Below are 23,644 nucleotides of genomic sequence, written 5' to 3'. Positions count from 1 at the left end.
ATTTGGTGACCTGGCTGCGCATCGGCTGTGCCGCCATCGTCATTTCTGTCGTCAGCCTGGTGCTGCTGCCGCTGCAGATCGTTTGCTTGCGTTTCGATTGGAAGCTGAGCCGATATCTGCCGCGCTACTGGCATCGCATCGTCTGCTATTGGCTCGGCGTCCGCATCCATGTGATCGGAAAGATCGAGGCTGACAGGCCCTTGATGCTCGCCTCGAACCACTCATCCTGGCTCGATATTCTCGTGCTTTCGGCGGTCGCCGATGTCGCCTTCATCGCCAAATCCGAGGTGAGGGACTGGCCGATCTTCGGTCTTTTCGCGCAATGGCAGAAGAGCGTCTTCATCGAGCGTGAGCAGAAACGGAAGACCGGCGAGCAGGTGAACGAGATCGCCGAGCGTATGGCTGACGGCGAAATCATGGTGCTGTTTCCGGAAGGGACGACCTCCGATGGCAATCGCCTGCTCGAGGTCAAGTCCTCGCTGTTCGGTGCCGCCGCCGCCGCGTTGCCGAAGACGCCGGATGCAGTCGTGCATGTCCAGCCCGTCGCCGTCGCCTATACCCGCATTCACGGTGTCGCGATGGGTCGTTATCACCGACCGATCTCGGCCTGGCCCGGCGACATCGAGCTGGCGCCGCATCTGAAGGATATCGTTGCCTGTGGCGCCATCGATGTGGATGTCTGTTTCGGCGAGGCCGTGGATTATCGTGCCGGCTCCAACCGCAAGGACGTTAGCGCCACCATCGCGCGGCGCATCCGCACAATGCTCGCCAGCCGCCTGCTTGGCCGCGAGATCGCTTGATTTCCAGGTGATTCCAACTTTTTCATTTTCTCGGCAAGCAAAAGCCACTACATAGCGGCCATGACCAAGGACAGTGCACTTCTCGACGCCCCGGCGACGGCTGCATCGCAGCTCGGCCACCGCGACGGCTCCAACAGCCGCAAGGTTTTCATCAAGACCTACGGCTGCCAGATGAATGTCTATGACTCCACGCGGATGAGCGACGCGCTTGCCCGCGATGGCTATGAGCCGACCGAGGACATGGAGGAGGCCGATCTCGTCCTCCTGAACACCTGTCATATCCGCGAGAAGGCGGCCGAAAAGGTCTATTCCGCGCTTGGTCGCCTGCGCGACATGAAGAAGCGCAAGGCCGCCGACGGCCGCGAGATGATGATCGGGGTTACCGGCTGCGTCGCCCAGGCAGAAGGCGAGGAAATCCTTCGTCGTGCGCCTGCCGTCGATGTGGTCATTGGCCCGCAGACCTATCACCGCCTGCCGGATGCGCTACGCCGCGCCAAGGAAGGCCATCGTGTCGTCGATACGGAATATGCGATCGAGGACAAGTTCGAACATCTGCCGGCGCCGGAGAGGGCGAAGATCCGTTCCCGCGGCGTCACCGCCTTCCTGACGGTGCAGGAAGGCTGCGACAAGTTCTGCACCTTCTGCGTGGTGCCCTATACGCGCGGCTCCGAAGTCTCCCGCTCGGTCGCCCAGATCGTCGAGGAGGCCGAGAAACTTGTGGATGGCGGCGTGCGCGAAATCACGCTGCTCGGGCAGAACGTCAATGCCTGGCATGGCGCCGGCCCTAAGGGTGAAGCCTGGAGTCTCGGAGATCTGCTCTATCGGCTGGCGGAAATCCCCGGCCTTGCGCGGCTGCGCTACACGACCAGCCATCCGCGCGACATGGACGAGCGGCTGATCGATGCGCATCGTAACCTGCGCACGCTGATGCCTTACCTGCATCTGCCTGTTCAGTCCGGTTCGGACCGCATCCTGAAGGCGATGAACCGGCGGCATACGGCTGCCGAATATTTGGCGCTCATCGAGAAAATACGCGCCGCGCGGCCGGATATCGCCCTTTCCGGGGATTTTATCGTCGGTTTCCCGGGGGAGACAGATCAGGATTTTGAGGATACATTGAGACTGGTCGAGGAGGTGAACTATGCGCAAGCCTTCTCGTTCAAATATTCCACGCGTCCGGGCACGCCCGGTGCTGACTTGAAGGACCAGGTGGCCGAAGAGATCAAGGCGGAACGGCTGGAACGGTTGCAAGCGTTGCTGTTGAAGCAGCAGCATGCGTTCGCCGACGCTTGTGTGGGCAAAGTCGTGGATATCCTCCTGGAAAAGCCGGGCCGCATGCCGGGCCAGTTGATTGGACGATCTCCCTGGCTGCAATCTGTGAATGTTGATGCAAAAGCATCGCAAATCGGTGACATTATCAACGTACGAATCACCGGAACCAGCACGAACAGCCTTTTCGCTGAATTGCTCTAGGTTCTGGACGGGCACAAGGAGCCACACCGCTTGAACGGACAGGAATTGGTTTCTTCTTCATCGCGCCAGCCCCGCACCGCGAGCGACGCCAATCACTTCATCCTGACGTTCGAGAACAATAGGTTCGCCAGCGAACTCTTCGGACAGTTCGATCAGAACTTGAAGCTGCTTGAGGAACGTCTCGGCATCGATGCCCGCGCCCGCGGCAATTCGGTCGTCATAACAGGCGATGTGCCGGCCACCAATCAGGCGCGCCGCACGCTCGATTATCTCTATGACAAGCTGCAAAAAGGCGGCAATGTAGAGCGTTCCGACGTAGAAGGGGCAATCCGCATGGCGGTTGCCGCCGATGACCAATTGACGCTGCCGACCATGGAGAGAAAAGCCAAGTTGACGATGGCGCAGGTTTCGACGCGCAAGAAGACGATCATCGCTCGCACGCCGACCCAGGATGCCTATCTGCGCGCCCTGGAGCGGTCCGAGATGGTCTTCGGCGCCGGCCCCGCCGGCACAGGCAAGACCTATCTCGCCGTTGCGCACGCCGCCCAGCTCCTGGAGCGCGGCGCCGTGGAGAAGATCATCCTGTCGCGGCCGGCCGTCGAGGCCGGTGAGCGCCTCGGCTTCCTGCCCGGCGACATGAAGGAGAAGGTCGATCCTTATCTGCGTCCGCTCTATGACGCGCTCTACGACATGATGCCGGGCGACAAGGTCGAACGTGCCATCACCGCAGGCGTCATCGAGATCGCACCGCTTGCCTTCATGCGCGGCCGCACGCTCGCCAACGCCGCCGTCATCCTCGACGAGGCGCAGAACACGACGTCGATGCAGATGAAGATGTTCCTGACCCGCCTCGGCGAGAATTCGCGGATGATCATCACGGGCGATCCGAGCCAGATCGACTTGCCGCGCGGCATCAAGTCCGGCCTGGTGGAAGCGTTGCAGCTGCTCAACGGCGTCGAGGGCATCAGCATCATCCGCTTCAAGGATATCGACGTCGTCCGTCACCCGCTGGTGGGGCGCATCGTTCGGGCCTATGACTCGACCTATGCCGCACAGGCAGAGGAAGGCGCTCCGCAGATTTGATCTGCGGCGCACAAGCTCATGGCCGAACTCGACATACAGATCAGTGTGGAGGAGGGCGCTTGGCCCTCCGAAGAGGTATTGCAGCCGCTCGCCGGGCGTGTGCTGGAAGTAGCCGCGAACTACCTTAGGAAACACGAGAAGCAGCCCTTTCCGAAGGTGGCGCCCGAATTGTCGCTGGTGTTCACCGACGACGCCTCGATCCGCGAGATCAACGCCGAATGGCGCTCGCAGGACAAGGCGACGAACGTACTTTCCTTTCCCGCCTTTCCGCTGCAGCCCGGCGGCAAGCCCGGCCCCATGCTCGGCGATATCATCATCGCCAGGGAGACGGTGGAGCGCGAGGCGATCGATCTCGAAAAGAGTTTTGACGACCATCTGACCCATTTGATGGTGCATGGTTTCTTGCATCTCTTCGGCTACGACCATATGAATAATAGCGAGGCCGAAAGAATGGAGGGGCTGGAGACTCGCATTTTGGCGGAGCTTGGCCTATCTGACCCCTATGCGGGACAGGACCCCATTTGATTTGAACCCTGTCTGACCAGGAACAATGAGCGACTTTACGACAAGATCGGCCCCCGAGGCCAAAGACGGCGCCGATACGGCCTCCTCCGACGAGGTTGGCAGTAGTAGCAACGGCAAGCGATCCCAATCTTCATTCTGGGCGCGTGCTGCGCGCATTCTGCGCCCGGCACAGGACTCCGCCCGGCTGCGCGAGGATCTCGCCGACGCGTTGATGACCAACGCGACGGGTGACGATGCCTTTTCCCCGGACGAGCGGGCGATGTTGCACAACATCCTTCGCTTCCGCGAGGTGCGCGTCGAAGACGTCATGGTGCCGCGCGCCGACATCGAGGCAGTGGATCAGAACATCACCATCGGCGAGCTGATGATCCTGTTCGAGGAGAGCGGCCGCTCGCGCATGCCTGTCTATGCCGATACGCTGGATGATCCGCGCGGCATGGTGCATATCCGCGACCTCCTGTCCTATGTCGCCAAGCAGGCTCGCAACAAGCGCCGGAGCGGTACAGCCAAGGCTGCCGGGTCCGCGACAGGTGTGACTGCTGCGGCAGAAAAGGCGCCGCGCTCGGCCAAGCCCAATTTCGATCTCTCGCGCGTCGATCTGCAGAAAACGTTGGCGGAGGCCGGCATCATCCGCAAGATCCTGTTCGTGCCGCCGTCCATGCTGGCCTCCGACCTCTTGCGCCGTATGCAGGTCAACCGCACGCAGATGGCGCTGGTCATCGACGAATATGGCGGTACGGACGGCCTGGCCTCGCATGAGGATATCGTCGAGATGGTCGTCGGCGACATCGACGATGAGCACGACGATGACGAGGTGATGTTCAAACGCGTTTCCGAGGACGTTTTCGTGGCCGACGCTCGCGTCGAACTGGAGGAGATCGCCGAGGCGATCGGCCCGGATTTCGATATCGCCGAGCAGGTGGACGAAGTGGATACGCTCGGCGGCCTGATCTTCTCAGCGCTCGGCCGCATTCCCGTGCGTGGCGAGCTCGTGCAGGCGCTGCCGGGCTTCGAATTCCACATTCTCGATGCCGATCCACGCCGCATCAAGCGGGTGCGCATCACGCGCAAGCGGCATGCGGCACGCCGTCGCCCGATCAAGGCAGAGGGCGAAGCCGGCATGACCGAGCGCGGTTTGCCGTCACCGGAAGCAATCGCCGAGGAAACTTCGGCCGAGCGCAACAGCGCCAGCCAATAAATGGCGCCTCGGCGGGACAAACCGCTGCTTTTTTGAAAGACTGCGGCCAGTTGATTCGCGGTTGGACGGAGCTGGCGCATGGAATGGCTTTCGGGCAGGGTGATCCTCGTCTGGGGTTTTAAACGTGCGCTGCTTGCCATTCTGGCTGGTGCCTTCGGCGTGCTGGCGCTGCCGCCCTTCGGCTTCTTTGCCGCCATGTTCGTCTCCTTTACGCTGCTGGTCTGGCTGCTCGACGGCGTCGCTGCCGGCCCTGATAGCGGGCTTTTAGGCCGGCTATGGCCGGCCTTCTTCACCGGTTGGCTGTTCGGTTTCGGCTATTTCGTCGCCGGTCTGTGGTGGCTTGGCCACGCGCTGCTGATCGATGCCGATGAGTTTGCCTGGGCGCTGCCGCTGGCAATCCTCGGCCTGCCGGCCTTCCTGGCGATCTTTTATGGCGTGGCGACCGTGCTTGCTCGGATTTTGTGGTCCGACGGCATGGGACGCATCGCGGCGCTCGCCTTCAGCTTCGGTCTGCTGGAGTGGTTGCGGAGCTTTCTCTTTACCGGCTTTCCCTGGAATGCCATCGGTTATGGCGCCATGCCCATTCCGCTGATGATGCAGTCTGCGCATGTGGTCGGCGTGCTTGGCGTCACCGTGCTTGCCGTCTTCGTCTTCGCCGCGCCGGCCCTGCTCGGAACGCGTCAGGGGCGGGTGCCAGGGTTGGCACTGGCGGTGCTCCTCGCCGCCGCCGATTTCGGCTACGGATACTATGCACTGAGCCTGCCGGATGCGCCGTCAGCGGGCGGCAAGGCGGCAACCGTCGTGCGCATCGTCCAGCCGTCCATCGATCAGGAAACCAAGATGGACTCGGATGCAGACCGCGCCGCCGTCTTCGACAGGCACCTGGCTCTCTCGGTGCAGCCGCCGGCCAATGGCGGCAAGCGCCCCGATATCATCGTCTGGCCGGAAACCGCCGTGCCCTTCATCCTGACCGACAATCGTGATGCGCTCGCCCGCATCGCGGACCAGCTGGACGACGATCAGATACTGATCACCGGCGCGGTTCGCGTCGAGGACATGGGACCTGGCGCCGCGCCGCGCTATTATAATTCGATCTATGTCATCGACGGCCGCGGCCAGATCATCGGCGCATCCGACAAGACCCATCTCGTGCCCTTCGGCGAATATGTGCCCTTTGAAAGTATCCTGAGCTATCTCGGTATCGAGAACGTCGTGGAATTGCCGGGAGGATTTTCCGCGGCCACGAAGCGGCAGTTGCTGACTTTGCCTGATGGCATCAAGCTTTATCCACTGATTTGTTACGAAATCATCTTCCCGAACGAGATGACGCCGGAAATCCGGCAGGCCGACGCGATATTGAACGTCACAAATGATGGCTGGTTCGGCGACACGCCGGGGCCTTATCAGCATTTCCTGCAGGCAAGGGTAAGGGCGGTGGAGCAGGGTCTGCCGCTGATTCGCAGTGCCAATACCGGCATCTCGGCCTTTGTCGATCCGCATGGGCGTGTGCTCTCCGGAATCGATTATAATCAGCAGGGCTTCATAGACGCGACTTTGGGTGGTGCAACCCCATCGGGTATCGACGACGGGGCACGAAAAGTATACTTCTGGTTGATTGCGGGTATAGGCGGCATGATCGCGCTGATTTCACGCATGGGTTTTATTTCAAGGGTGAATTGACCAAAAAACCCTAAAATTGCATAGTGCTTGGTGTCCGCCTTTTTGAACGTAAACTGGAGGCCTTGGGGGCGTCGGCTGCAACGTGGCGTTATAGGGGTGGTGAAGGGTACCGGGTGGCAAGGGCCTGAATTCAACCTATGTTAGGGTAATATGATGATTGAGAACAAAAAAAAGCCGAACCCCATCGACATTCATGTCGGAAGCCGCATACGCCTCCGCCGCACCATGCTTGGCATGAGCCAGGAGAAGCTCGGCGAAAGCCTCGGAATTACGTTTCAGCAGATCCAGAAGTACGAGAAGGGCACTAACCGCGTCGGGGCAAGCCGTCTCCAGAATATTTCCAGTATTCTCAATGTCCCGGTTTCCTTCTTCTTCGAGGATGCCCCAGGCGAGCATAACACCAGCACCGGCGGCATGGCCGAGGCGTCCAGTTCCAATTATGTCGTCGATTTCCTGTCTTCCTCCGAGGGTCTGCAGCTCAATCGCGCCTTCGTGAAAATTTCGGACGGCAAGGTCCGCCGCAAGGTGGTCGAGTTGGTCAAGGCGCTCGCTGCTGAGGCGGACGCCGAATAGACCTTTGGGACAGCACCGGTATCGTTAAGTCGAGAGGCGGCCATTTTGGCCGCCTCTTCCGTATTTATGGCAAAATTTTATCACTTTAGCCGGGATATAAAGATATATTTATGTCCTTGTGCGACTTGTTTTTCGGGCCGGAGGCGACTATCAAATGTAGAGATTTGTTCTTTGAGGGGAATCCCGTATGCGCGCGAATTATCTGTTTACGAGTGAGTCTGTTGCCGAAGGTCACCCGGATAAAGTTTGTGATCGTATCTCCGACGAAATCGTCGATCTGGTTTACCGCGAGGCCGCAAAGACCGGCGTGAACCCCTGGGGCGTGCGCATTGCCTGCGAGACCCTTGCCACCACCAACCGCGTCGTCATCGCCGGCGAAGTTCGTCTGCCGCCGAGCCTGATGAAGAAGGACAAGGACGGCAACGACGTTATCAATCCCTCGAAGTTCAAGGCTGCGGCTCGCCGCGCCATCAAGGATATCGGCTACGAGCAGGACGGCTTCCACTGGAAGAAGGCGCGCATCGACGTGCTCCTGCATTCGCAGTCCGCCGACATCGCCCAGGGCGTTGACAATGCCTCCGACCAGCAGGGTGACGAAGGTGCGGGCGACCAGGGCATCATGTTCGGCTACGCCTGCCGCGAAACGCCGGATCTCATGCCGGCGCCGATCTACTATTCGCACAGGATCCTGCAGCTGCTCGCCACCGCCCGCAAGAAGGGCGATGGCGATGTCGCAAAGCTCGGCCCGGACGCCAAGAGCCAGGTGACGGTCCGCTACGTCGACGGCAAGCCCGCTGAAGTGACCTCGATCGTGCTGTCCACCCAGCATCTTGACGACAGCTGGGATTCGAAGAAGGTTCGCGCCGTCGTCGAGCCCTATATCCGCGAAGCGCTTGGCGACCTGAAGATCGCGCATGATTGCAAGTGGTACATCAATCCGACCGGCAAGTTCGTCATCGGCGGTCCGGACGGCGACGCAGGCCTCACCGGCCGCAAGATCATCGTCGACACCTACGGCGGTGCAGCACCGCACGGCGGCGGTGCCTTCTCCGGCAAGGACACCACCAAGGTCGACCGTTCCGCCGCTTATGCAGCGCGCTACCTTGCAAAGAACGTCGTGGCCGCCAGCCTTGCCGATCGTTGCACGATCCAGCTGTCCTACGCCATCGGCGTCGCCCAGCCGTTGTCGATCTATGTCGACCTGCACGGCACGGGCAAGGGTGTCAGCGAAGACGATGTCGAAGCAGCCATCCGCAAGAGCATGGATCTTTCACCGACGGGCATCCGCCGGCATCTCGACCTCAACAAGCCGATCTATGCGAAGACCTCGGCCTATGGCCATTTCGGCCGCAAGGCCGGCCGTGACGGCTCCTTCTCCTGGGAGCGCACGGATTTGGTGAAGGCTCTCAAGGAAGCTGTGAAGGTGCGGGAAGCCGCATGATCGACGTCGCTCGCCGATCGCGGGCGACGGAAGCATTCTTCGGCCGGCGCAAGGGTAAAGCCTTGCGCGGCCAGCAGGCCGAGAAGCTGGAGGTATTGCTGCCGCGATACCTCGTCGATCTTTCCGCTCCGGCGCCGCAGCCGCTGAATGACCTTTTCCCGGTGCCGACCGAGCGTCTGCGCCTGGAGATCGGCTTCGGTGGCGGCGAGCATCTGATTCACAGGGCACTGGAACAGCCGGCCACCGGCTTTATCGGCGTCGAACCATTTGTCAATTCGATGCAGAAGCTGCTTGCGCGTGTCGACGAGACCGGTGCGCGCAATCTCCGCGTCTACAATGATGACGCAACGCAGCTGTTGGACTGGCTCCCGGACGGCTGCCTGGACCAGATCGATCTGCTCTATCCCGATCCCTGGCCGAAGAAGAAGCATTGGAAACGACGCTTCGTCTCGCAGGTGAATCTCTCCCGTTTCCATCGCGTGCTGAAGCCGGGCGCGTTGTTCTGCTTCGCTTCCGACATAGACACATATGTTAATTGGACGCTGCAGCACTGCCATGCGCATGGCGGGTTCGAATGGACTGCGCGGAATGCCGCCGATTGGCTGACGCCTTACGAGGGATGGCCGAGCACGCGCTATGAGGCAAAAGCCCGGCGCGAAGGGCGGTCTTCGGCCTATCTGACCTTCGAAAGGGTCTGATTGCAGCCGTCAAGGATAAGAAGTCGGCAAAAATGTCGGATTGAAACAGGCGCTATTGCCCCAGGACAGCCACGTGCGGCCACTGGCTCGAATACACATGCGCCACGATGTTGGCCGGTGTAGAGCACAATCCTGTGCGAACGGTGAAGCTCACCGTCAGGCGACGTGATCGGTCAGTGCAGGCTGACCGTCTTGAGTTCGTCCTCGGCAGCGCGATAGAAGGTGCTGGAGCGATTGTCCGTCAAAAGGATCGGCGTGCCGTCGGCACCGAAGAGAGCCCAGAGGTCGACATCGGGATCGATATCAGGCGCCTCGGGGAAGCAACGGGAGACTTCGTTCCAATCCATCTTTCTGATGTAGGCGACTTCGCCGGTGCCGATATTGGCAAGCTCGGATTCGGTTAGGCGGGCGTTAGCTTCTTTCAAAAGCATGTTCGTACCTCCAGTATGAGGGACCAACGGCAGTGAGCCGTTGTCTTACTGTGAGACCGAAATGTTAATTTTCTTTACTATGCGATCCGGTTCCGGCCGAATGAGATCGACGGAGAGAAGCCCATTCTTCAGAACGGCGCCAAGGACCTGCATGCCGTCGGCAAGGACGAAGACGCGCTGGAACTGCCGGGCCGCGATGCCGCGATAAAGATAGTCGCGCTCCCCCTGTTCAATTTGACGCCCGCGGATCAGAAGTTGGTTCTCTTCCGTTGTGACATCAAGTTCGTCCTCCGAAAAACCGGCAACTGCAAGCGTGATGCGCAGACGCTCCGGCTCGCCCGAGAGACGGTCGGCCTGCATGCGCTCGATATTGTAGGGAGGATAACCGTCACTGGCCTTGGAAATCCGCTCCAGTGTCTTTTCCATGGTGTCGAACCCCAGAAGCAGGGGGCTGGCAAAAGGCGTCGTCCGGCTCATCGTTTCAAGTCCTTGGTGTCAAGCGACTGTTCCGGACCTGATCTTCAGCACCCGGTTGCCGTTAATATGGGATTACGCGCCAATGAGTGCAAGGCATCGTGTCTTCGCATTTGCGAGATCGAATTCCGTCGCGAAATATCGGCTTTCGGCGCGCTTCCGAATGTCTTGACAAAGCCTGATCGGACTCGCATCAAAGCCCGTCGATCTGTACCGGAGGAAAGTTACAAACATGACCGAACCTAGAAAAATCATCATCGATACCGATCCCGGTCAGGACGATGCTGCCGCGATTCTGCTTGCTTTCGGCAGCCGCGACGAGATCGAGGTGCTCGGCATAACGACGGTCGCCGGCAATGTGCCGCTGCGGCTGACGAGCCGCAACGGCCGCATCATCTGCGAGCTCTGCAACCGCCGCGATGTGAAGGTTTTCGCCGGTGCCGACGCGCCGATCAAGCGCAAGCTGGTCACCGCCGAACATGTGCACGGCAAGACCGGCCTCGACGGTCCGGATCTGCCCGAGCCGACCATGGAGTTGCAGCCGGGCCATGCCGTCGATTTCATCATCGACACGCTGCGCGGCCAGCCCGAGGGTACGGTCACGCTCTGCACGCTCGGCCCGCTGACCAATATCGCGCTGGCCTTCCAGAAGGCGCCCGACATCGTCGGACGCGTGCGCGAGCTGGTGATGATGGGCGGCGGCTTTTTCGAGGGCGGCAACATCACGCCGGCGGCGGAATTCAACATTTACGTCGATCCCGAAGCGGCCGATATCGTTTTCCGCGCCGGCGTGCCCATCGTCATGATGCCGCTCGACGTCACGCACAAGCTGCTGACGCGCAAGGATCGTGTCGCTCGCATCGCCGCCCTCGGGACTCCACCCGCCAAGGCCATGGTCGAGATGCTGGAGTTCTTCGAACGCTTCGATATCGAGAAATACGGTTCGGATGGCGGTCCGCTGCACGATCCGACCGTGATCGCCTATCTCTTGAAGCCAGAGCTGTTCAAGGGCCGCGATTGCAATGTCGAGATCGAGGTGACATCCGAGCTGACCGTCGGCATGACCGTGGTCGACTGGTGGGGCGTCACCGACCGCAAGCAGAATGCCAAGGTCATGCGCGATGTCGATGCTGACGGCTTCTTTGCGCTGTTGACGGAACGCTTCGCCCGCATCTGATGCGCGAGCAAGAAAAAAGGCCGCCGGATCACTCCGGCGGCCTTTTCGGTTGCTGAGTTAGCCCGGCTTAGAATTCTTCCCATGCGTCCTGTGCCAGGGCATTGGCACCATGGGTCTGCGGACGTGGTTTGCGTACCGGTGCGGGCGCAGGCGAGGCCCTGCGGGCAGGGGCGGGCGCCCGCATCTGCTGTGCTGCTGCTCGCAATGCGCCGGCATTGTCCTGGGTGCCGTAGGAGGTCCGGAAGCGCGCGACCAATGTCTTCAGGGTCTGGGCTTCCTCGGCAAGCGTCACGCTTGAGGCGGTGGTCTCCTCGACCATCGCGGCGTTCTGCTGCGTCACCTGGTCCATCTGGTTCATGGCCGAATTGATCTCCTTCAGCCCGATGGCCTGCTCGCTTGCGGAGGCGGAGATCTGGCGGATGAGGCCGTTGATCTCCATCACCTGCTCGGCGATCTTGTGCAGGGCGTTGCCGGCGCGGCCGACCAGATCGACGCCTTCCTTGACCTGTCCGGCCGAGGTGTTGATCAGCGTCTTGATCTCCTTGGCGGCATTGGCCGAGCGTTGCGCCAGTTCGCGGACTTCCTGGGCGACGACCGCGAAGCCCTTGCCTGCTTCGCCCGCGCGCGCGGCTTCGACGCCGGCATTGAGGGCAAGCAGGTTGGTCTGGAAAGCAATCTCGTCGATCACGCCGATGATGCGCGAGACTTCCTGCGAGGATTGTTCGATACCGTGCATGGAGGCGATGGCCTTCTGCACGATCTCGCCGGAGCGTCCGGCATCCTCGGATGCGGCGTTGACGCTGCTGGCGGCCGTGCGGGCGTTTTCGGCGCTGGAGTTGACCTGTGCGGTAAGCTCGTTGAGGGCCGCAGCGGTTTCCTCAAGGCTTGCCGCCTGCTGCTCGGTGCGTCGGGCAAGGTCCGATGCGCTGTTGCTGATTTCGCCGGTACCGCTGCCGATGTTGCCGACGCTGAGATTGACCGTTTGCACGGTCTCTTCGAGGCTGGCGAGGGCGGCGTTGAAATCCTGCTTCAGCTGAGCGTATTCGCCGGGGAAATCGTCGGTAATCCGATGGCTGAGATTGCCCTTCGAAAGCTCCGCAAGGCTGTGGCCAAGAATACCGACGATATGACGCTGCAGAGCGACGCTCTCGTTGCGTTCGGTTTCCGAGCGGCGGCGTTCGCCTTCGGCAGCCAGACGCTGATCGTTGGCTTCACCTTCCAGAAGCTTGGTGTTGGCAAGCGCGAAGCGGAAACCTTCCAGCGCCTTGGCAACCGAACCGACCTCGTCGGCCCGCGCCTGACCGGCAACCGGTTCCGCGTAATTGCCGGCGCTGAGGCCATTGACGCTGGCCACAAGGCTGGCGAGCGGCGTCTGTACAAAGCCGCGAACGGCGGCATAGAGAGCCAGCATGACGGCGACGAGCACAAGAATACCTGCCACGATCATCGTATAGGTCTGATCACGCACAGGTGCGGCGATCGCGCTATGCGGCACGTCGATGAGAACGACCCAGGTGGCGTTGAGGCCCGGAACGGCGAAGGGATAGACAACGCGGTCGAATTCCTCGCCGCTATTGTCCGACAGGTTCTTCAGGATGCTCGCTGAAGAGGAGGTCAGCGCCGCCTTGATGATATCCGCGCCTGCCCCGCTATAATCCTTCATCAGCAGGCCCGCAGTCGGCGCGACCAGCCACTTGTTGTCCTGGGACACCAGCAGGACGCGACCGGAACCGAACGGCTGCATCTTCTGCAGCTTTGTGGAAAGCGAGCCGAGAGAAATGTCGACGCCTGCGACGCCGATCAGCTTGCCGCCAGACATCACCGGATAGGCGATCGAGCTCATGGTCGTCGGAACATCGGTACCTTGGGCGAGATAGGGCGGAGTGATTGCACCCCTGCCGCTTTCGGCGGCGAGCTTCCACCAAGGTGCCGTGTAGTCGTTATCGAAAGTGGAGAACTGGATGCCGCCATCCTTGGTCTTGGACCAATAGGGCGTAAAGGCGCCCTTGTCGTTGACGGCTTGATCCTTGTTGTTGGCAAGCTCCGTCGTCTTGCCGTCGATGGCGCCGAGCTGCTCGCAGAACCAGCTGCCGAAGGCAAACGCGTTCTGCTCGACATTCGCCTTGAGGATATTGATGATACCCTTGCGGTCGAAGGAATGACCTTCGTGGCCACGGCCGATGATGCCGGCCATGGAGCGGGCGGCGCTGGCCATCTCGCCGACATTGGCGGCAATTTCGTTGGAAATGGACTTGGCCTCGGTATTGGCCTGATCCATCGTCAGAGTCTCGACGCGATCGCGAGTCTGGGAAATCAGCAGAAAATTGGAAACCAGCAAGACGAGTGCTATCGCCAGCCCCGTGACCAAGATCAGCTTGGCCGCAAGCGACTTCATACGAAAGATGAACATCATTTCCTCGAAAAAGCGATGCGTCGGATAGGCATTATCCAGATGCAAAGTCGGCGCAGGATGGCCCTGTCATGGGGCCGCCGTGAGAATACCTGCCGCAACCGGAAGGCTTGGACGCCAGGCCAGAGGAGAATGATACCGAAGCGCAAAAATTTAATTAATTACGCTTCCTGATGCTTACGAATTCCAGCCGTTAGAGCCGTTCTTCGACTTCGCTGGCAACTGGAATGGAAGGCTGTGCACCCGCCTTGAGGCAGGCGAGCGAACCGGCGACGGCGGCGCGGCGGAGGCTGGCGTGAAAGTCCATGCCCTGGTCGAGGCTTGCGGCAAAATAGCCGCAGAACGTATCGCCGGCGCCGACCGTATCGACAGGCTCGATGACCAGACCCTTGGCGCGTGAAACCTCGCCATCGCGGATGGCGATGACGCCGTCGCCGCCGAGCGTCACGATCAGCGTTTGCCCGGTTTCGGCATGCAGGCGCACGAGCGCTGTCTCGCGCTCCGCTGCCGACATGTTGTCCTGGCCGGCCAGTCTCTCGAATTCCGTCTCGTTGGCGATGACGATATCGGCGAGCCGCCCGAGGCGCGCTGCCTCCGGGATCAGAGGAGCGAGATTGAGCACGGTGCGCACGCCCTTGGCCTTTGCTGAAATCAACGCTGTCTCGACCGCAGCAACGGGGATTTCGAATTGAAGCATCAGCGTATCGCCGGGGTTCAGCGCGGCGACAGCCGCTGTTGCGTGTTCGGCCGTATTCGTGCCGTTGGCGCCGGGCACGACGGCGATCATGTTCTCGCCGTCGCCGCCCACGAGGATCAGGGCTGTGCCGGTCGGTTCCGAGACGCGCCGGGTGGTGGAAAGATCGGTGCCGGCAGCGTCAAGCAGTGCGAGGGCAGGCTCTGCGAAGCCGTCATTGCCGACCGCACCGCTCAAGCGGACCGTTGCGCCGGCGCGCCGCGCGGCCAGCGCCTGATTGGCGCCCTTGCCGCCGGCGGCGGTGGAAAAACTGTTGCCGGCGACGGTTTCGCCCGGCTTCGGCAGACGATCTGTCGTGGCGATGAGGTCCATGTTGATGGAGCCGAAAATGGTGATCATGCGATATCCTGCCCTGGGTGTTGATTTTGCATGATCCTGCCCGAAGGCTGCCTTCAGTCTTTTGGGATCACGCGCCGATTTGGCGCGACACTGCCCGAAGCGATCAGTCCTCGTCAACCACCCTCAGCTTGAGTTGGCTGGTGCGGTTGTCGGTCGGCTTCGGCCTGTCCTCCGCACGCGTCTTTGCTGGTTCTTTCGCGGTCTCGAATTCCAGGGCCTCTATTCTCTCGCCGCGCCTTGCCAGCTTGTCGGCCGAGGTGACGATCATGTCGACATCCTTTTGCGCCATGGCGAAGTGCCCCTGGAGCTTGCGCACCCGTTCGTCCAGGCGCGAGAGATCGTCCATCAGATGTGCCACCTCGCTTTGGATGACATGCGCCTGCTCGCGCATGCGCTGATCCTTCAGCACGGCCTGGATGACCTGGATCGACAGCATCAGCAGCGACGGCGAGACGATGACGATGCGCGCGCGCTGAGCCTTCTGCACGATCGCCTCGAAATTCTCGTGGATTTCGGCGAAGATCGATTCGGAGGGGACGAATAGGAAGGCCGTGTCCTGCGTCTCGCCCGGAATGAGATATTTCTCGGCGATGTCGCGGATATGCAGTTCCAGATCGCGGCGGAACTGCTGTCCGGCGATCTTGCCGTGCTCAGGATTGGCGGCGGCGCGAATGGCGTTCCAGGCTTCGAGCGGAAACTTGGCATCGATGACCAGCGGCGGCGAGCCATTCGGCATGCGAATAGTGCAGTCCGGCCGCGAGCCATTGGACAGCGTCGGCTGGAAGGAATAGGCGCCCATGGGCAATCCATCGGCGACGATCGTTTCCATGCGTGCCTGGCCGAAAGCGCCGCGCGTCTGCTTGTTGGAGAGGATGGCCTGCAGGCCGACCACGTCCTTTGCCAGCGTTTGGATATTGGTCTGGGCTGCGTCGATGACGGCGAGCCGCTCCTGCAGGCGTCGCAGGTTTTCGTGCGTCGACCGTGTCTGCTCGCCGATCGTCGCCGTCACGCGCTGCGACATGCCGTCCAGACGCTGGCCGATGGCCTGGTTGAGCTCCGCCTGCCGCGAGCCGAACACTTCGGCCATGGTGGCGAGCCGGCCTTGCATCTCTGCCTGCGCCCGCAAAAGCGTCGCCATGTTGTGCTCGGATTCCAGCATGTCGTCCTCGGACCGCCCCCTTCCGCGCATCATCAGGATGATGACGGCGAGCATGAGCAGGATGACGAGACCGGTCAGAACCTGGATCGTGGAGATGGCTTGGCCGAAGATGATGAAGGACATGGAACCGAGTATGCTTGTGGAATTCTTACCGACACCATAACAAAACCGCCGTGAATAGCTAGATCAAAACGTGAACAAGATTTTCCGCCAGCTTATTCCGGCCTGGGTCGGCGTCGTTGAAAAAACACCTCGATACGGCCATCTTGGCGATTCCATCGCACAACAAGATGCGTTATGGGAAAAGTCATGACGATCAAGCCACTTATCATTTTACCCGATCCGCTGCTCCGCCAGGCTTCCAAGCCTATCGAGCGCATCGATACTGAAACTCAGCGCCTCGCTGACGATATGTTGGAAACCATGTATGACGCGCCGGGCATCGGCCTTGCCGCCGTCCAGATCGGCGTTCCGCGCCGCATGCTTGTCATCGACGTGTCGCGCGAGGGCGAAGAGAAGACGCCGCTGGTTTTCATCAATCCGGAAATCGTCGCCTCGTCGGACGATCGCTCGGTCTATGAAGAAGGCTGCCTTTCCATTCCGGACTACTATGCGGAAGTGGAACGCCCGGCCCGCGTCACCGTCAAGTATCTCGACCGCGACGGCAAGGAGCAGCTCACCGAGGCCCACGGCCTGCTCGCGACCTGCGTGCAGCACGAGATCGACCACCTGAACGGTGTGCTGTTCATCGACTATATTTCCCGCCTCAAGCGCGAGATGGTGATCAAGAAATTCACCAAGGCCGCCAAGGCCAAGGCTCTTTGATCTGCGATTATTGAAAGATTGGGCTGAAGCACATATGATATCATTGATATCATATGGAGCTGCGGATGAGTGATCTTTTAATTCGCGGCATTGACGACACGCTGAAAAAGCAATTGCAGGCAAACGCCAACCGGCATGGCCGTAGCCTTTCGGATGAAGCGATTGATCTGTTGCGCCAGTCGCTTGGGCGCCAGGAGGATTCCAACAGTTCCGCAGGGCAACGGCTGAGAACCATTCTTGGCGGAGAGAAGCTGAGCGGAGAAGAGATCGATGCAATCGCTGCCTTTCGGCACGCTCCAGATCGTGAACCGCCGCGATTTGAGTGATTCTATCTTGAGGTACTTCGGATGATTGTGCTCGACACCAATGTCGTATCCGAACTTCAAGGGCGGTTGCATAGCGATCGGATATTGCTTTGGCTCGATGGTTTCGCTGTCGAAACCATTTTCCTAACGACCATTACCGTGGGTGAGATCCGATTCGGTCTGGAGCTATTGGCAGACGGGAAGCGCAAGGCGGCATTGATTGTGCAATTGGAAGCGATAGAGGCTGAGTTTTCCGGCCGCGTCCTCGGGTTTTCCAGCAGTGCGGCGCATCAGTATGGAATAGTTTCCGCCCGACGTCACAAAGTTGGACGGCGAATGGAAACAAAGAACGCCATGATCGCCGCTATCTGCCTCACACACGGCGCGACATTGGCGACGCGCAACACAAAAGACTTCGAGGGGCTTGATCTCAAGCTCATAAACCCGTTTGAAGACGGCTAACGTTTGGTCTCCGATAGCGCGCAGCGTCTTTGGAGCAAGATCACGCGAAACTCGATTTCTTAGCCGGATGGATCGCATGTCGCTCAGCATCATTTTCATGGGAACGCCCGAATTCTCCGTGCCGACGTTGCGGTCCTTGATCGATGCCGGGCACAAGATTCGTGCCGTGTATACGCAGCCGCCGCGCCCAGGCGGCCGGCGCGGGCTGGACCTGCAGAAATCGCCGGTGCATCAGGCTGCGGAATTGCTGGGCCTGCCTGTCTTTACGCCCGTCAACTTTAGGGATCCTGACGAGCGCCAGCGGTTTCGCGATTTGGATGCCGATGTTGCTGTGGTCGTGGCCTATGGCCTGCTGCTGCCGGAAGCCATTCTGACCGGCACGCGGCTCGGCTGCTACAATGGCCATGCTTCGTTGCTGCCGCGCTGGCGTGGAGCGGCGCCTATCCAGCGTGCAATCATGGCTGGTGATAGCAAGACCGGCATGATGGTGATGAAGATGGACAAGGGCCTCGACACCGGCCCTGTTGCCCTGACGCGCGAAGTCGAGATCGGCGCGACCATGACATCAGGCGAACTCCACGACAGGCTGATGCTGGTCGGCGCGAAGGCGATGGCAGAGGCCATGAACAAGCTGGAGCATGACGAACTGCCGCTGACCGCCCAGCCGGATGAAGGCGTCCTCTATGCCGCCAAGATTGACAAGGGTGAAACGCGCATCGATTTCGACAAATCCTCGGTGGAGGTGCACAATCATATTCGGGGCCTGTCGCCTTTCCCCGGCGCCTGGTTCGAGGCCGAGATTGCCGGTCGGCCGGAGCGGATAAAGGTGCTCGGCTCGGAACTGGCCGAGGGAAGCGGAGCGCCCGGCAGCGTGTTGACCGACGATCTTGTCATTGCTTGCGCCTCCGGTGCCGTGCGGCTGACGAAGCTGCAGAAGGCCGGCGGCAAGCCGCTGGCATCGGCCGATTTCCTGCGTGGCACGCCAATCGCGCCAGGCACCGTGCTCGCCCCGGAGCGGAGCTGATGCCGCGCTACAGAATGACCGTCGAATATGACGGCACCCCCTATGTCGGCTGGCAGCGCCAGGACAACGGTCCCTCCGTGCAAGGGGCGATCGAAGGCGCCATCCTGTCACTGACGGCGGAGACGGTCTCCATCCGCGGCGCCGGGCGTACCGATTCCGGCGTCCATGCCATGGGCCAGGTCATGCATGCCGACCTGACCAAGGAGTGGAAGCCCTATACCCTGCGCAATGCGCTGAATGCCCATCTGAGGCAGGCGAGCGAGCGTGTCGCCATTCTCGATATCGCCGAGGTCGATGCGCGCTTCGATGCGCGCTTCTCTGCCATCCGCCGACATTATCTCTATCGTATCATCACGCGCCGCGCGCCCTTGGCGCTGGAGGCCGGGCGCGCCTGGTGGGTGGCGAAGGACATGGATCACGAGGTCATGCATGCCGCGGCGCAGACTTTGGTCGGCCGGCACGACTTCACGACCTTTCGTTCCGTGCATTGCCAGGCAAACAGCCCGGTGCGTACGCTCGACCGGCTTGATGTCACGCGCCATGGCGAGCTGATCGAGATCCGCGCCACGGCGCAGAGCTTCCTCCACAATCAGATCCGCTCCTTTGCCGGAACGTTGAAGCTCGCGGGCGAGGGCAAGTGGACGCCCGACGATGTGCGTGCCGCTCTTGAGGCGCGAGACCGCAAGGCATGCGGCCCCGTTGCCCCGCCGGACGGGCTCTATTTCATGCAGGTGGATTATCGGGATGATGGGGCGCCTGCGATGCCGTTGCCGGATGACGAATCCGACGATTCCTGACGACTGCGGCGGTTCGATCACGACCAGCTTCACACCGGCGGATAGACGCCGAGGAAGCGTTGCAGGAAACCCGTCAGCAGCATGCTCGGGATCAGCAACACCAGCGTCAGCGTGCCGATGAAGAGCGGGTGAGTGCCGCAGATCATTCTGAGGATGCGCGCCAGCGCAAAGATGATTGCCATTGTCAGCACCAGCGATAGAAGTGCTGCCAGACCCTTCGAGCCGGGGACAAAGACGATCAATGCGAGGAGCAGCGCGTTCAGATAGTTTGCCGGTACGAAAAGCCAATTTACGGTAACGACGATCGGCGCAAACTTGTCGCCGAAGCGGAAGACCAGAAGCAGCACGCCGGCGAGAATGGGTCGTATCAGCCAGTTCGCCGCTTCGACCAGCGCCAGCCGCAGGAAGAACGCGATGCCGGTTGATGTTTCGGGCGGCATGGCCGTCAGGTAGGCCTGTTGCCACCACAGCCAGGAAATGCCGATCGACGGCAGGCTCCAGAAGACAGCCCAGAAGGAGCGCAGCATGCCGCGATCCGATATGTCAAGATACTGGAAGCCGCGCGCATCCATCCGGATCAGCAGCCAGAGGCCGGACAGATAATATTGGACTTCCTTAAAGGTCGGCATTCTCGAACCAGCGCTGGATGAAGGTCTCATAGATCTCGGTCAGCGTTTCGAGATCCGATAGCGCCACGCGCTCGTCGACCATGTGCATGGTCTGACCGACCAGGCCGAATTCGACGACGGGGCAATAGTCCTTGATATAGCGGGCATCCGAGGTGCCGCCGGTCGTCGAGAGCGCCGGCCTCAGGCCGGTGACGTTTTCGACCGCCGAAGAGAGCGAAGCGATCAGCGCATTGTTGCGCGTCAGGAAGACCTGGCTCGGACGCTCGGACCAGGTGATGTCGTATCTGGCTGGCGGACGTCCGGGGCGCAGCGTCTGGTCGGCCGCGGCCGCATCCAGGCGGGCAAGGATTTCCGCCTTCAGCGTTTCGACCGTCCAGGTATCGTTGAAGCGGATGTTGAAGGCTGCAGTTGCCTTGGCGGCGATGACGTTGGTGGCGGCATTGCCGACATCGATGCTCGTCACCTCGAGGTTCGACGGCTGGAAATTGTCCGTGCCGGCGTCGAAAGGCGGGTCGAGCAGCGCTTCGGTCAGCTTGAGGATACTGCGCACCGGGTTATCGGCGAGATGCGGATAGGCGGCATGGCCTTGAACGCCGTGAACGGTAATGAAGCCGGAAATCGAGCCGCGCCGGCCGATCTTGATCATGTCGCCAAGCTGGTCCGGATTGGTCGGCTCGCCGACGAGGGACGCATCCCATTGCTCGCCGCGCTCGGCCGCCCATTGCAGCAGCTTGACCGTGCCATTGATCGCCGGGCCTTCTTCGTCGCCGGTGATCAGGAAGGAGATCGAGCCCGCAGGTGGCCCGTGCTTTTCGATATGGCGCGCCACGGCCGCCGCGAAGCAGGCAATGCCGCCCTTCATGTCGACGGCGCCGCGGCCAAAGAGCTCGCCATCGGCGATTTCCGCGGCGAAGGGTGGATGGCTCCAGGATGCGGCATCGCCGACCGGAACGACATCCGTATGGCCGGCAAACATCAGATGCGGACCTTCCGTGCCGAGCCGGGCATAAAGATTCTCGATGTCGGGCGTTCCCGGCTCGCGGGCCGTCATGCGCTCGACTTTGAAGCCGAGTGGCAGCAGCATGTCGGCAAGCGCGGTCAGCGCGCCGCCCTCGGCCGGCGTCACGGAGGCACAGCGGATCAGGGTTTGCAGGTTGGCGACGGGATCGGTAACAGTCATCGGAGGCAACTTATCCGGCGGGAAATGGCAAAGCGATGGCAAAGGGTCGGCGATAGGCCGAAAATCCTTGCCGCGATTCCAGCAATCGCACGGGCAAGCTTACCCGGCAAGCGTGAGAGGAGCGCGATATGGCGACCGCGCTCCCGAATTTACAATCAGTCGCGCAGGAGCTCGTTGATACCGGTCTTCGAGCGGGTCCTTTCATCGACGCGCTTGACGATGACGGCGCAATAAAGGCTGGGGGCCGGCTGGCCGTTCGCCATGGTGTTGCCGCTCGGCAGCGCGCCCGCGACGACAACCGAGTAGGGTGGCACTTCGCCATAGGTGATCTCGCCGGTGGCGCGGTCGACGATCTTGGTCGACTTGCCGATGAAGACGCCCATGCCGAGCACCGATCCTTCGCGGATGATGCAGCCCTCGACCACTTCGGAGCGTGCGCCGATGAAGCAATTGTCCTCGATGATGGTCGGGCCGGCCTGCATCGGCTCCAATACACCGCCGATGCCGACGCCGCCGGACAGATGCACATGCTTGCCGATCTGCGCGCAGGAACCGACGGTCGCCCAGGTGTCGACCATGGTGCCTTCGCCGACATAGGCGCCGAGATTGACGAAGGACGGCATCAGGATGGCGTTCGGGGCGATATAGGCGGAGTGGCGCACAACGGCGTTCGGCACCGCGCGGAAGCCGGCTTCGCGGAAGCGGTTCTCGCCCCAGCCTTCGAATTTCGAGGGAACCTTATCCCACCAGGTCGCGCCGCCCGAGCCGCCTTCGACGATCTTCATGTCGTTCAGGCGGAAGGAAAGGAGCACCGCTTTCTTAAGCCACTGGTTGACCGTCCAGATGCCGTCCGCACCGCGTTCGGCCACGCGGACCTTGCCGCTGTCGAGCAGGTTCAGCGCCATCTCCACGGCGTCGCGGACTTCACCCCGCGTCGACGTGTTCACATTGTCGCGATTGTCGAAGGCGGCCTCGATGGTCTTTTCGAGAGAGGCGAGATCGGTAGCGCTCATGGGAATTCCTTAAAACGTCTGTAGCTGTCGTGGTTTTCGGATAGAGGTCCGGATATGGTCGATTGGTCCTACAGCATGGGCTTGAAAAATGGAATGTCTTTTCCGCGCCGATTGAGCTTGGATTCGGGGTGTTGTAGGGGCATATGCTGAGCTCGGCCGTTGCTGCCTACGGACAGGGCGGCTCGGCATGATCTATTTGAAAGGCATGGTCAATGAGCAAGGCGAAGAACGGCAGGCTGAGGCGCAAGGACGGGGTATGGGATCCCTTGAAGACGAGCTCGGCGGACAAGAAGCGAGCCGAATCCGTGCCGCGTACGCCGCAGTCGATGTCGCCTTCCTACAGGCTCGCCTATGCGGACGAGGATTTCCTTTGCCGTGAGGAGTTACGGCCGATCCGCCTGCAGCTGGAATTGCTGAAGACCGAAATGTATCTGACCGAACGCGGCATCAAATCGACCGTCGTCATGTTCGGCGGCGCGCGCATTCCCGCACCGGGTGCAAACGCATGGGCCGCGCGCAACGATGTGCAGCGTGCCAACCTCGAGACCGCATCGGTTTACTATGAGGAAGCGCGCAAGTTCGCCCGGCTTTGCTCGCGTTATTCGGCGAGCTTCGATTTCCATGAATATGTCGTGGTGACCGGCGGCGGTCCGGGCGTAATGGAGGCGGGCAATCGCGGCGCGTCCGAAGAGGGCGCTCCTTCGATCGGCCTCAACATCGTCCTGCCGCACGAGCAGGCGCCGAACGTCTACGTCACGCCCGAGCTCAGCTTCAACTTTCATTATTTCGCGATCCGCAAGATGCACTTCATGGTGCGCGCCAAGGCGATCGCGGTGTTTCCGGGCGGTTTCGGCACACTTGACGAACTGTTCGAATGCCTGACGCTCATCCAGACCGGCCGCATGGAGCGTCTGCCGCTCATCCTCTTCGGCGAGAAGTTCTGGCGCAACATCATCAATTTCGAGGCACTCGCGGAATTCGGCACCATCGCGCCCGATGACGTCAATCTGATCAGCTTCGTCGACACCGCCGACGAGGCCTGGAAGATCGTCGCGGATTTTTACGAGCACGATAACGGCCATTGAACAGCGAAAGCCCGCCGTCGCATGGCGATGGCGGGCTTCGGTCGTAGGGGTACCGCTTAGGGCGCGATCCATGAAGCGTGACGGTGCTTCGTGGAGGATCGTGCCCGAT

General features: G+C 61.0%; 24 protein-coding genes. 16 read left to right on the top strand and 8 right to left on the bottom strand.

The genetic code is table 11. The features are described from left to right. Window positions 1–2 precede the first annotated feature (2 nt). From olsA to trmB, 9 genes are all read left to right on the top strand, one after another. A complete protein-coding gene (gene olsA / locus GA0061101_RS18315) occupies window positions 3–800 on the top strand; it encodes a lyso-ornithine lipid O-acyltransferase (RefSeq protein ID WP_092574426.1) in 798 nt (265 codons plus the stop codon). Window positions 801–860: 60 nt separating this feature from the next. Beyond that, on the top strand, window positions 861–2,273 hold the full coding sequence (miaB, locus tag GA0061101_RS18310) for a tRNA (N6-isopentenyl adenosine(37)-C2)-methylthiotransferase MiaB (protein ID WP_092574424.1): 1,413 nt from the start codon (window positions 861–863) through the stop codon (window positions 2,271–2,273). A gap of 30 nt (window positions 2,274–2,303) precedes the next feature. Next, on the top strand, window positions 2,304–3,356 hold the full coding sequence (locus tag GA0061101_RS18305) for a PhoH family protein (RefSeq protein ID WP_037203030.1): 1,053 nt from the start codon (window positions 2,304–2,306) through the stop codon (window positions 3,354–3,356). Window positions 3,357–3,374: 18 nt separating this feature from the next. Next, complete coding sequence (gene ybeY / locus GA0061101_RS18300) at window positions 3,375–3,881, top strand: rRNA maturation RNase YbeY (RefSeq protein WP_037203032.1); 507 nt, start codon at window positions 3,375–3,377, stop codon at window positions 3,879–3,881. A gap of 25 nt (window positions 3,882–3,906) precedes the next feature. After that, window positions 3,907–5,079, top strand: a complete 1,173-nt coding sequence (locus GA0061101_RS18295; protein ID WP_092574422.1) for a hemolysin family protein — start codon at window positions 3,907–3,909, stop codon at window positions 5,077–5,079. 78 nt (window positions 5,080–5,157) lie between these two features. Continuing rightward, window positions 5,158–6,759: an apolipoprotein N-acyltransferase gene (gene lnt, locus GA0061101_RS18290; protein ID WP_092574420.1), complete on the top strand. Its 1,602-nt coding sequence runs from the start codon at window positions 5,158–5,160 to the stop codon at window positions 6,757–6,759. A gap of 153 nt (window positions 6,760–6,912) precedes the next feature. Continuing rightward, complete coding sequence (locus tag GA0061101_RS18285; RefSeq protein ID WP_037203317.1) at window positions 6,913–7,332, top strand: helix-turn-helix domain-containing protein; 420 nt, start codon at window positions 6,913–6,915, stop codon at window positions 7,330–7,332. Between the two features lie 187 nt (window positions 7,333–7,519). After that, window positions 7,520–8,773, top strand: coding sequence for a methionine adenosyltransferase (metK, locus tag GA0061101_RS18280; protein ID WP_037203038.1), 1,254 nt, complete (start codon window positions 7,520–7,522; stop codon window positions 8,771–8,773). Beyond that, entirely contained in the window at window positions 8,770–9,471 is a 702-nt protein-coding gene (gene trmB / locus GA0061101_RS18275) for a tRNA (guanine(46)-N(7))-methyltransferase TrmB (RefSeq protein WP_037203041.1), read from the top strand. The genes metK and trmB overlap by 4 nt, the downstream gene beginning before the upstream one ends. Before the next feature lie 173 nt (window positions 9,472–9,644). On the opposite strand, the gene GA0061101_RS18270 is transcribed toward trmB, so the two are convergent. Further along, window positions 9,645–9,902 carry a BQ00720 family protein gene (locus GA0061101_RS18270; protein ID WP_037203042.1) on the bottom strand — a complete coding sequence of 86 codons (258 nt, stop codon included), beginning with the start codon at window positions 9,900–9,902 and terminating at the stop codon, window positions 9,645–9,647. Window positions 9,903–9,947: 45 nt separating this feature from the next. After that, window positions 9,948–10,379, bottom strand: coding sequence for an Hsp20 family protein (locus tag GA0061101_RS18265; RefSeq protein WP_037203043.1), 432 nt, complete (start codon window positions 10,377–10,379; stop codon window positions 9,948–9,950). 229 nt (window positions 10,380–10,608) lie between these two features. On the opposite strand from GA0061101_RS18265, the gene GA0061101_RS18260 reads away from it, so the two are divergent. Beyond that, entirely contained in the window at window positions 10,609–11,553 is a 945-nt protein-coding gene (locus GA0061101_RS18260; RefSeq protein WP_047556196.1) for a nucleoside hydrolase, read from the top strand. Between the two features lie 67 nt (window positions 11,554–11,620). On the opposite strand, the gene GA0061101_RS18255 is transcribed toward GA0061101_RS18260, so the two are convergent. The 3 genes from GA0061101_RS18255 to GA0061101_RS18245 form a co-directional block, all read right to left on the bottom strand. Beyond that, entirely contained in the window at window positions 11,621–13,963 is a 2,343-nt protein-coding gene (locus GA0061101_RS18255) for a methyl-accepting chemotaxis protein (RefSeq protein ID WP_092574520.1), read from the bottom strand. Between the two features lie 193 nt (window positions 13,964–14,156). Then, on the bottom strand, window positions 14,157–15,056 hold the full coding sequence (locus GA0061101_RS18250) for a ribokinase (RefSeq protein WP_092574418.1): 900 nt from the start codon (window positions 15,054–15,056) through the stop codon (window positions 14,157–14,159). A 103-nt stretch (window positions 15,057–15,159) separates the two neighbouring features. Next, window positions 15,160–16,338 (bottom strand): DNA recombination protein RmuC, encoded by a 1,179-nt coding sequence (locus GA0061101_RS18245; RefSeq protein WP_092574416.1) that lies wholly within the window; start codon window positions 16,336–16,338, stop codon window positions 15,160–15,162. 186 nt (window positions 16,339–16,524) lie between these two features. On the opposite strand from GA0061101_RS18245, the gene def reads away from it, so the two are divergent. From def to truA, 5 genes are all read left to right on the top strand, one after another. Continuing rightward, complete coding sequence (def, locus tag GA0061101_RS18240) at window positions 16,525–17,040, top strand: peptide deformylase (protein WP_037203047.1); 516 nt, start codon at window positions 16,525–16,527, stop codon at window positions 17,038–17,040. Between the two features lie 53 nt (window positions 17,041–17,093). Beyond that, on the top strand, window positions 17,094–17,366 hold the full coding sequence (locus GA0061101_RS18235; protein WP_037203048.1) for a FitA-like ribbon-helix-helix domain-containing protein: 273 nt from the start codon (window positions 17,094–17,096) through the stop codon (window positions 17,364–17,366). 21 nt (window positions 17,367–17,387) lie between these two features. Beyond that, on the top strand, window positions 17,388–17,807 hold the full coding sequence (locus GA0061101_RS18230) for a type II toxin-antitoxin system VapC family toxin (protein ID WP_047641074.1): 420 nt from the start codon (window positions 17,388–17,390) through the stop codon (window positions 17,805–17,807). Between the two features lie 76 nt (window positions 17,808–17,883). After that, window positions 17,884–18,831: a methionyl-tRNA formyltransferase gene (fmt, locus tag GA0061101_RS18225; protein ID WP_092574518.1), complete on the top strand. Its 948-nt coding sequence runs from the start codon at window positions 17,884–17,886 to the stop codon at window positions 18,829–18,831. Next, a complete protein-coding gene (truA, locus tag GA0061101_RS18220; RefSeq protein ID WP_092574414.1) occupies window positions 18,831–19,628 on the top strand; it encodes a tRNA pseudouridine(38-40) synthase TruA in 798 nt (265 codons plus the stop codon). Before fmt ends, truA begins: the two co-directional genes overlap by 1 nt. Window positions 19,629–19,657: 29 nt before the next feature. On the opposite strand, the gene GA0061101_RS18215 is transcribed toward truA, so the two are convergent. The 3 genes from GA0061101_RS18215 to dapD all read right to left on the bottom strand — a co-directional run bounded on the left by GA0061101_RS18215 (window position 19,658) and on the right by dapD (window position 22,450). Beyond that, entirely contained in the window at window positions 19,658–20,257 is a 600-nt protein-coding gene (locus GA0061101_RS18215) for a hypothetical protein (RefSeq protein ID WP_092574412.1), read from the bottom strand. Continuing rightward, window positions 20,244–21,437 carry a succinyl-diaminopimelate desuccinylase gene (gene dapE / locus GA0061101_RS18210; RefSeq protein ID WP_037203052.1) on the bottom strand — a complete coding sequence of 398 codons (1,194 nt, stop codon included), beginning with the start codon at window positions 21,435–21,437 and terminating at the stop codon, window positions 20,244–20,246. Before dapE ends, GA0061101_RS18215 begins: the two co-directional genes overlap by 14 nt. Before the next feature lie 155 nt (window positions 21,438–21,592). Next, on the bottom strand, window positions 21,593–22,450 hold the full coding sequence (dapD, locus tag GA0061101_RS18205) for a 2,3,4,5-tetrahydropyridine-2,6-dicarboxylate N-succinyltransferase (protein WP_037203053.1): 858 nt from the start codon (window positions 22,448–22,450) through the stop codon (window positions 21,593–21,595). 212 nt (window positions 22,451–22,662) lie between these two features. Here dapD and GA0061101_RS18200 point away from each other — a divergent pair, with 212 nt between their 5' ends. Further along, window positions 22,663–23,535, top strand: coding sequence for an LOG family protein (locus GA0061101_RS18200; RefSeq protein WP_037203054.1), 873 nt, complete (start codon window positions 22,663–22,665; stop codon window positions 23,533–23,535). Window positions 23,536–23,644: the final 109 nt, after the last annotated feature.

The organism is Martinezella lusitana, assembly GCF_900094565.1.
Lineage (GTDB): Bacteria > Pseudomonadota > Alphaproteobacteria > Rhizobiales > Rhizobiaceae > Rhizobium > Rhizobium lusitanum.
This window is presented reverse-complemented; position numbering and strand designations above follow the sequence as displayed.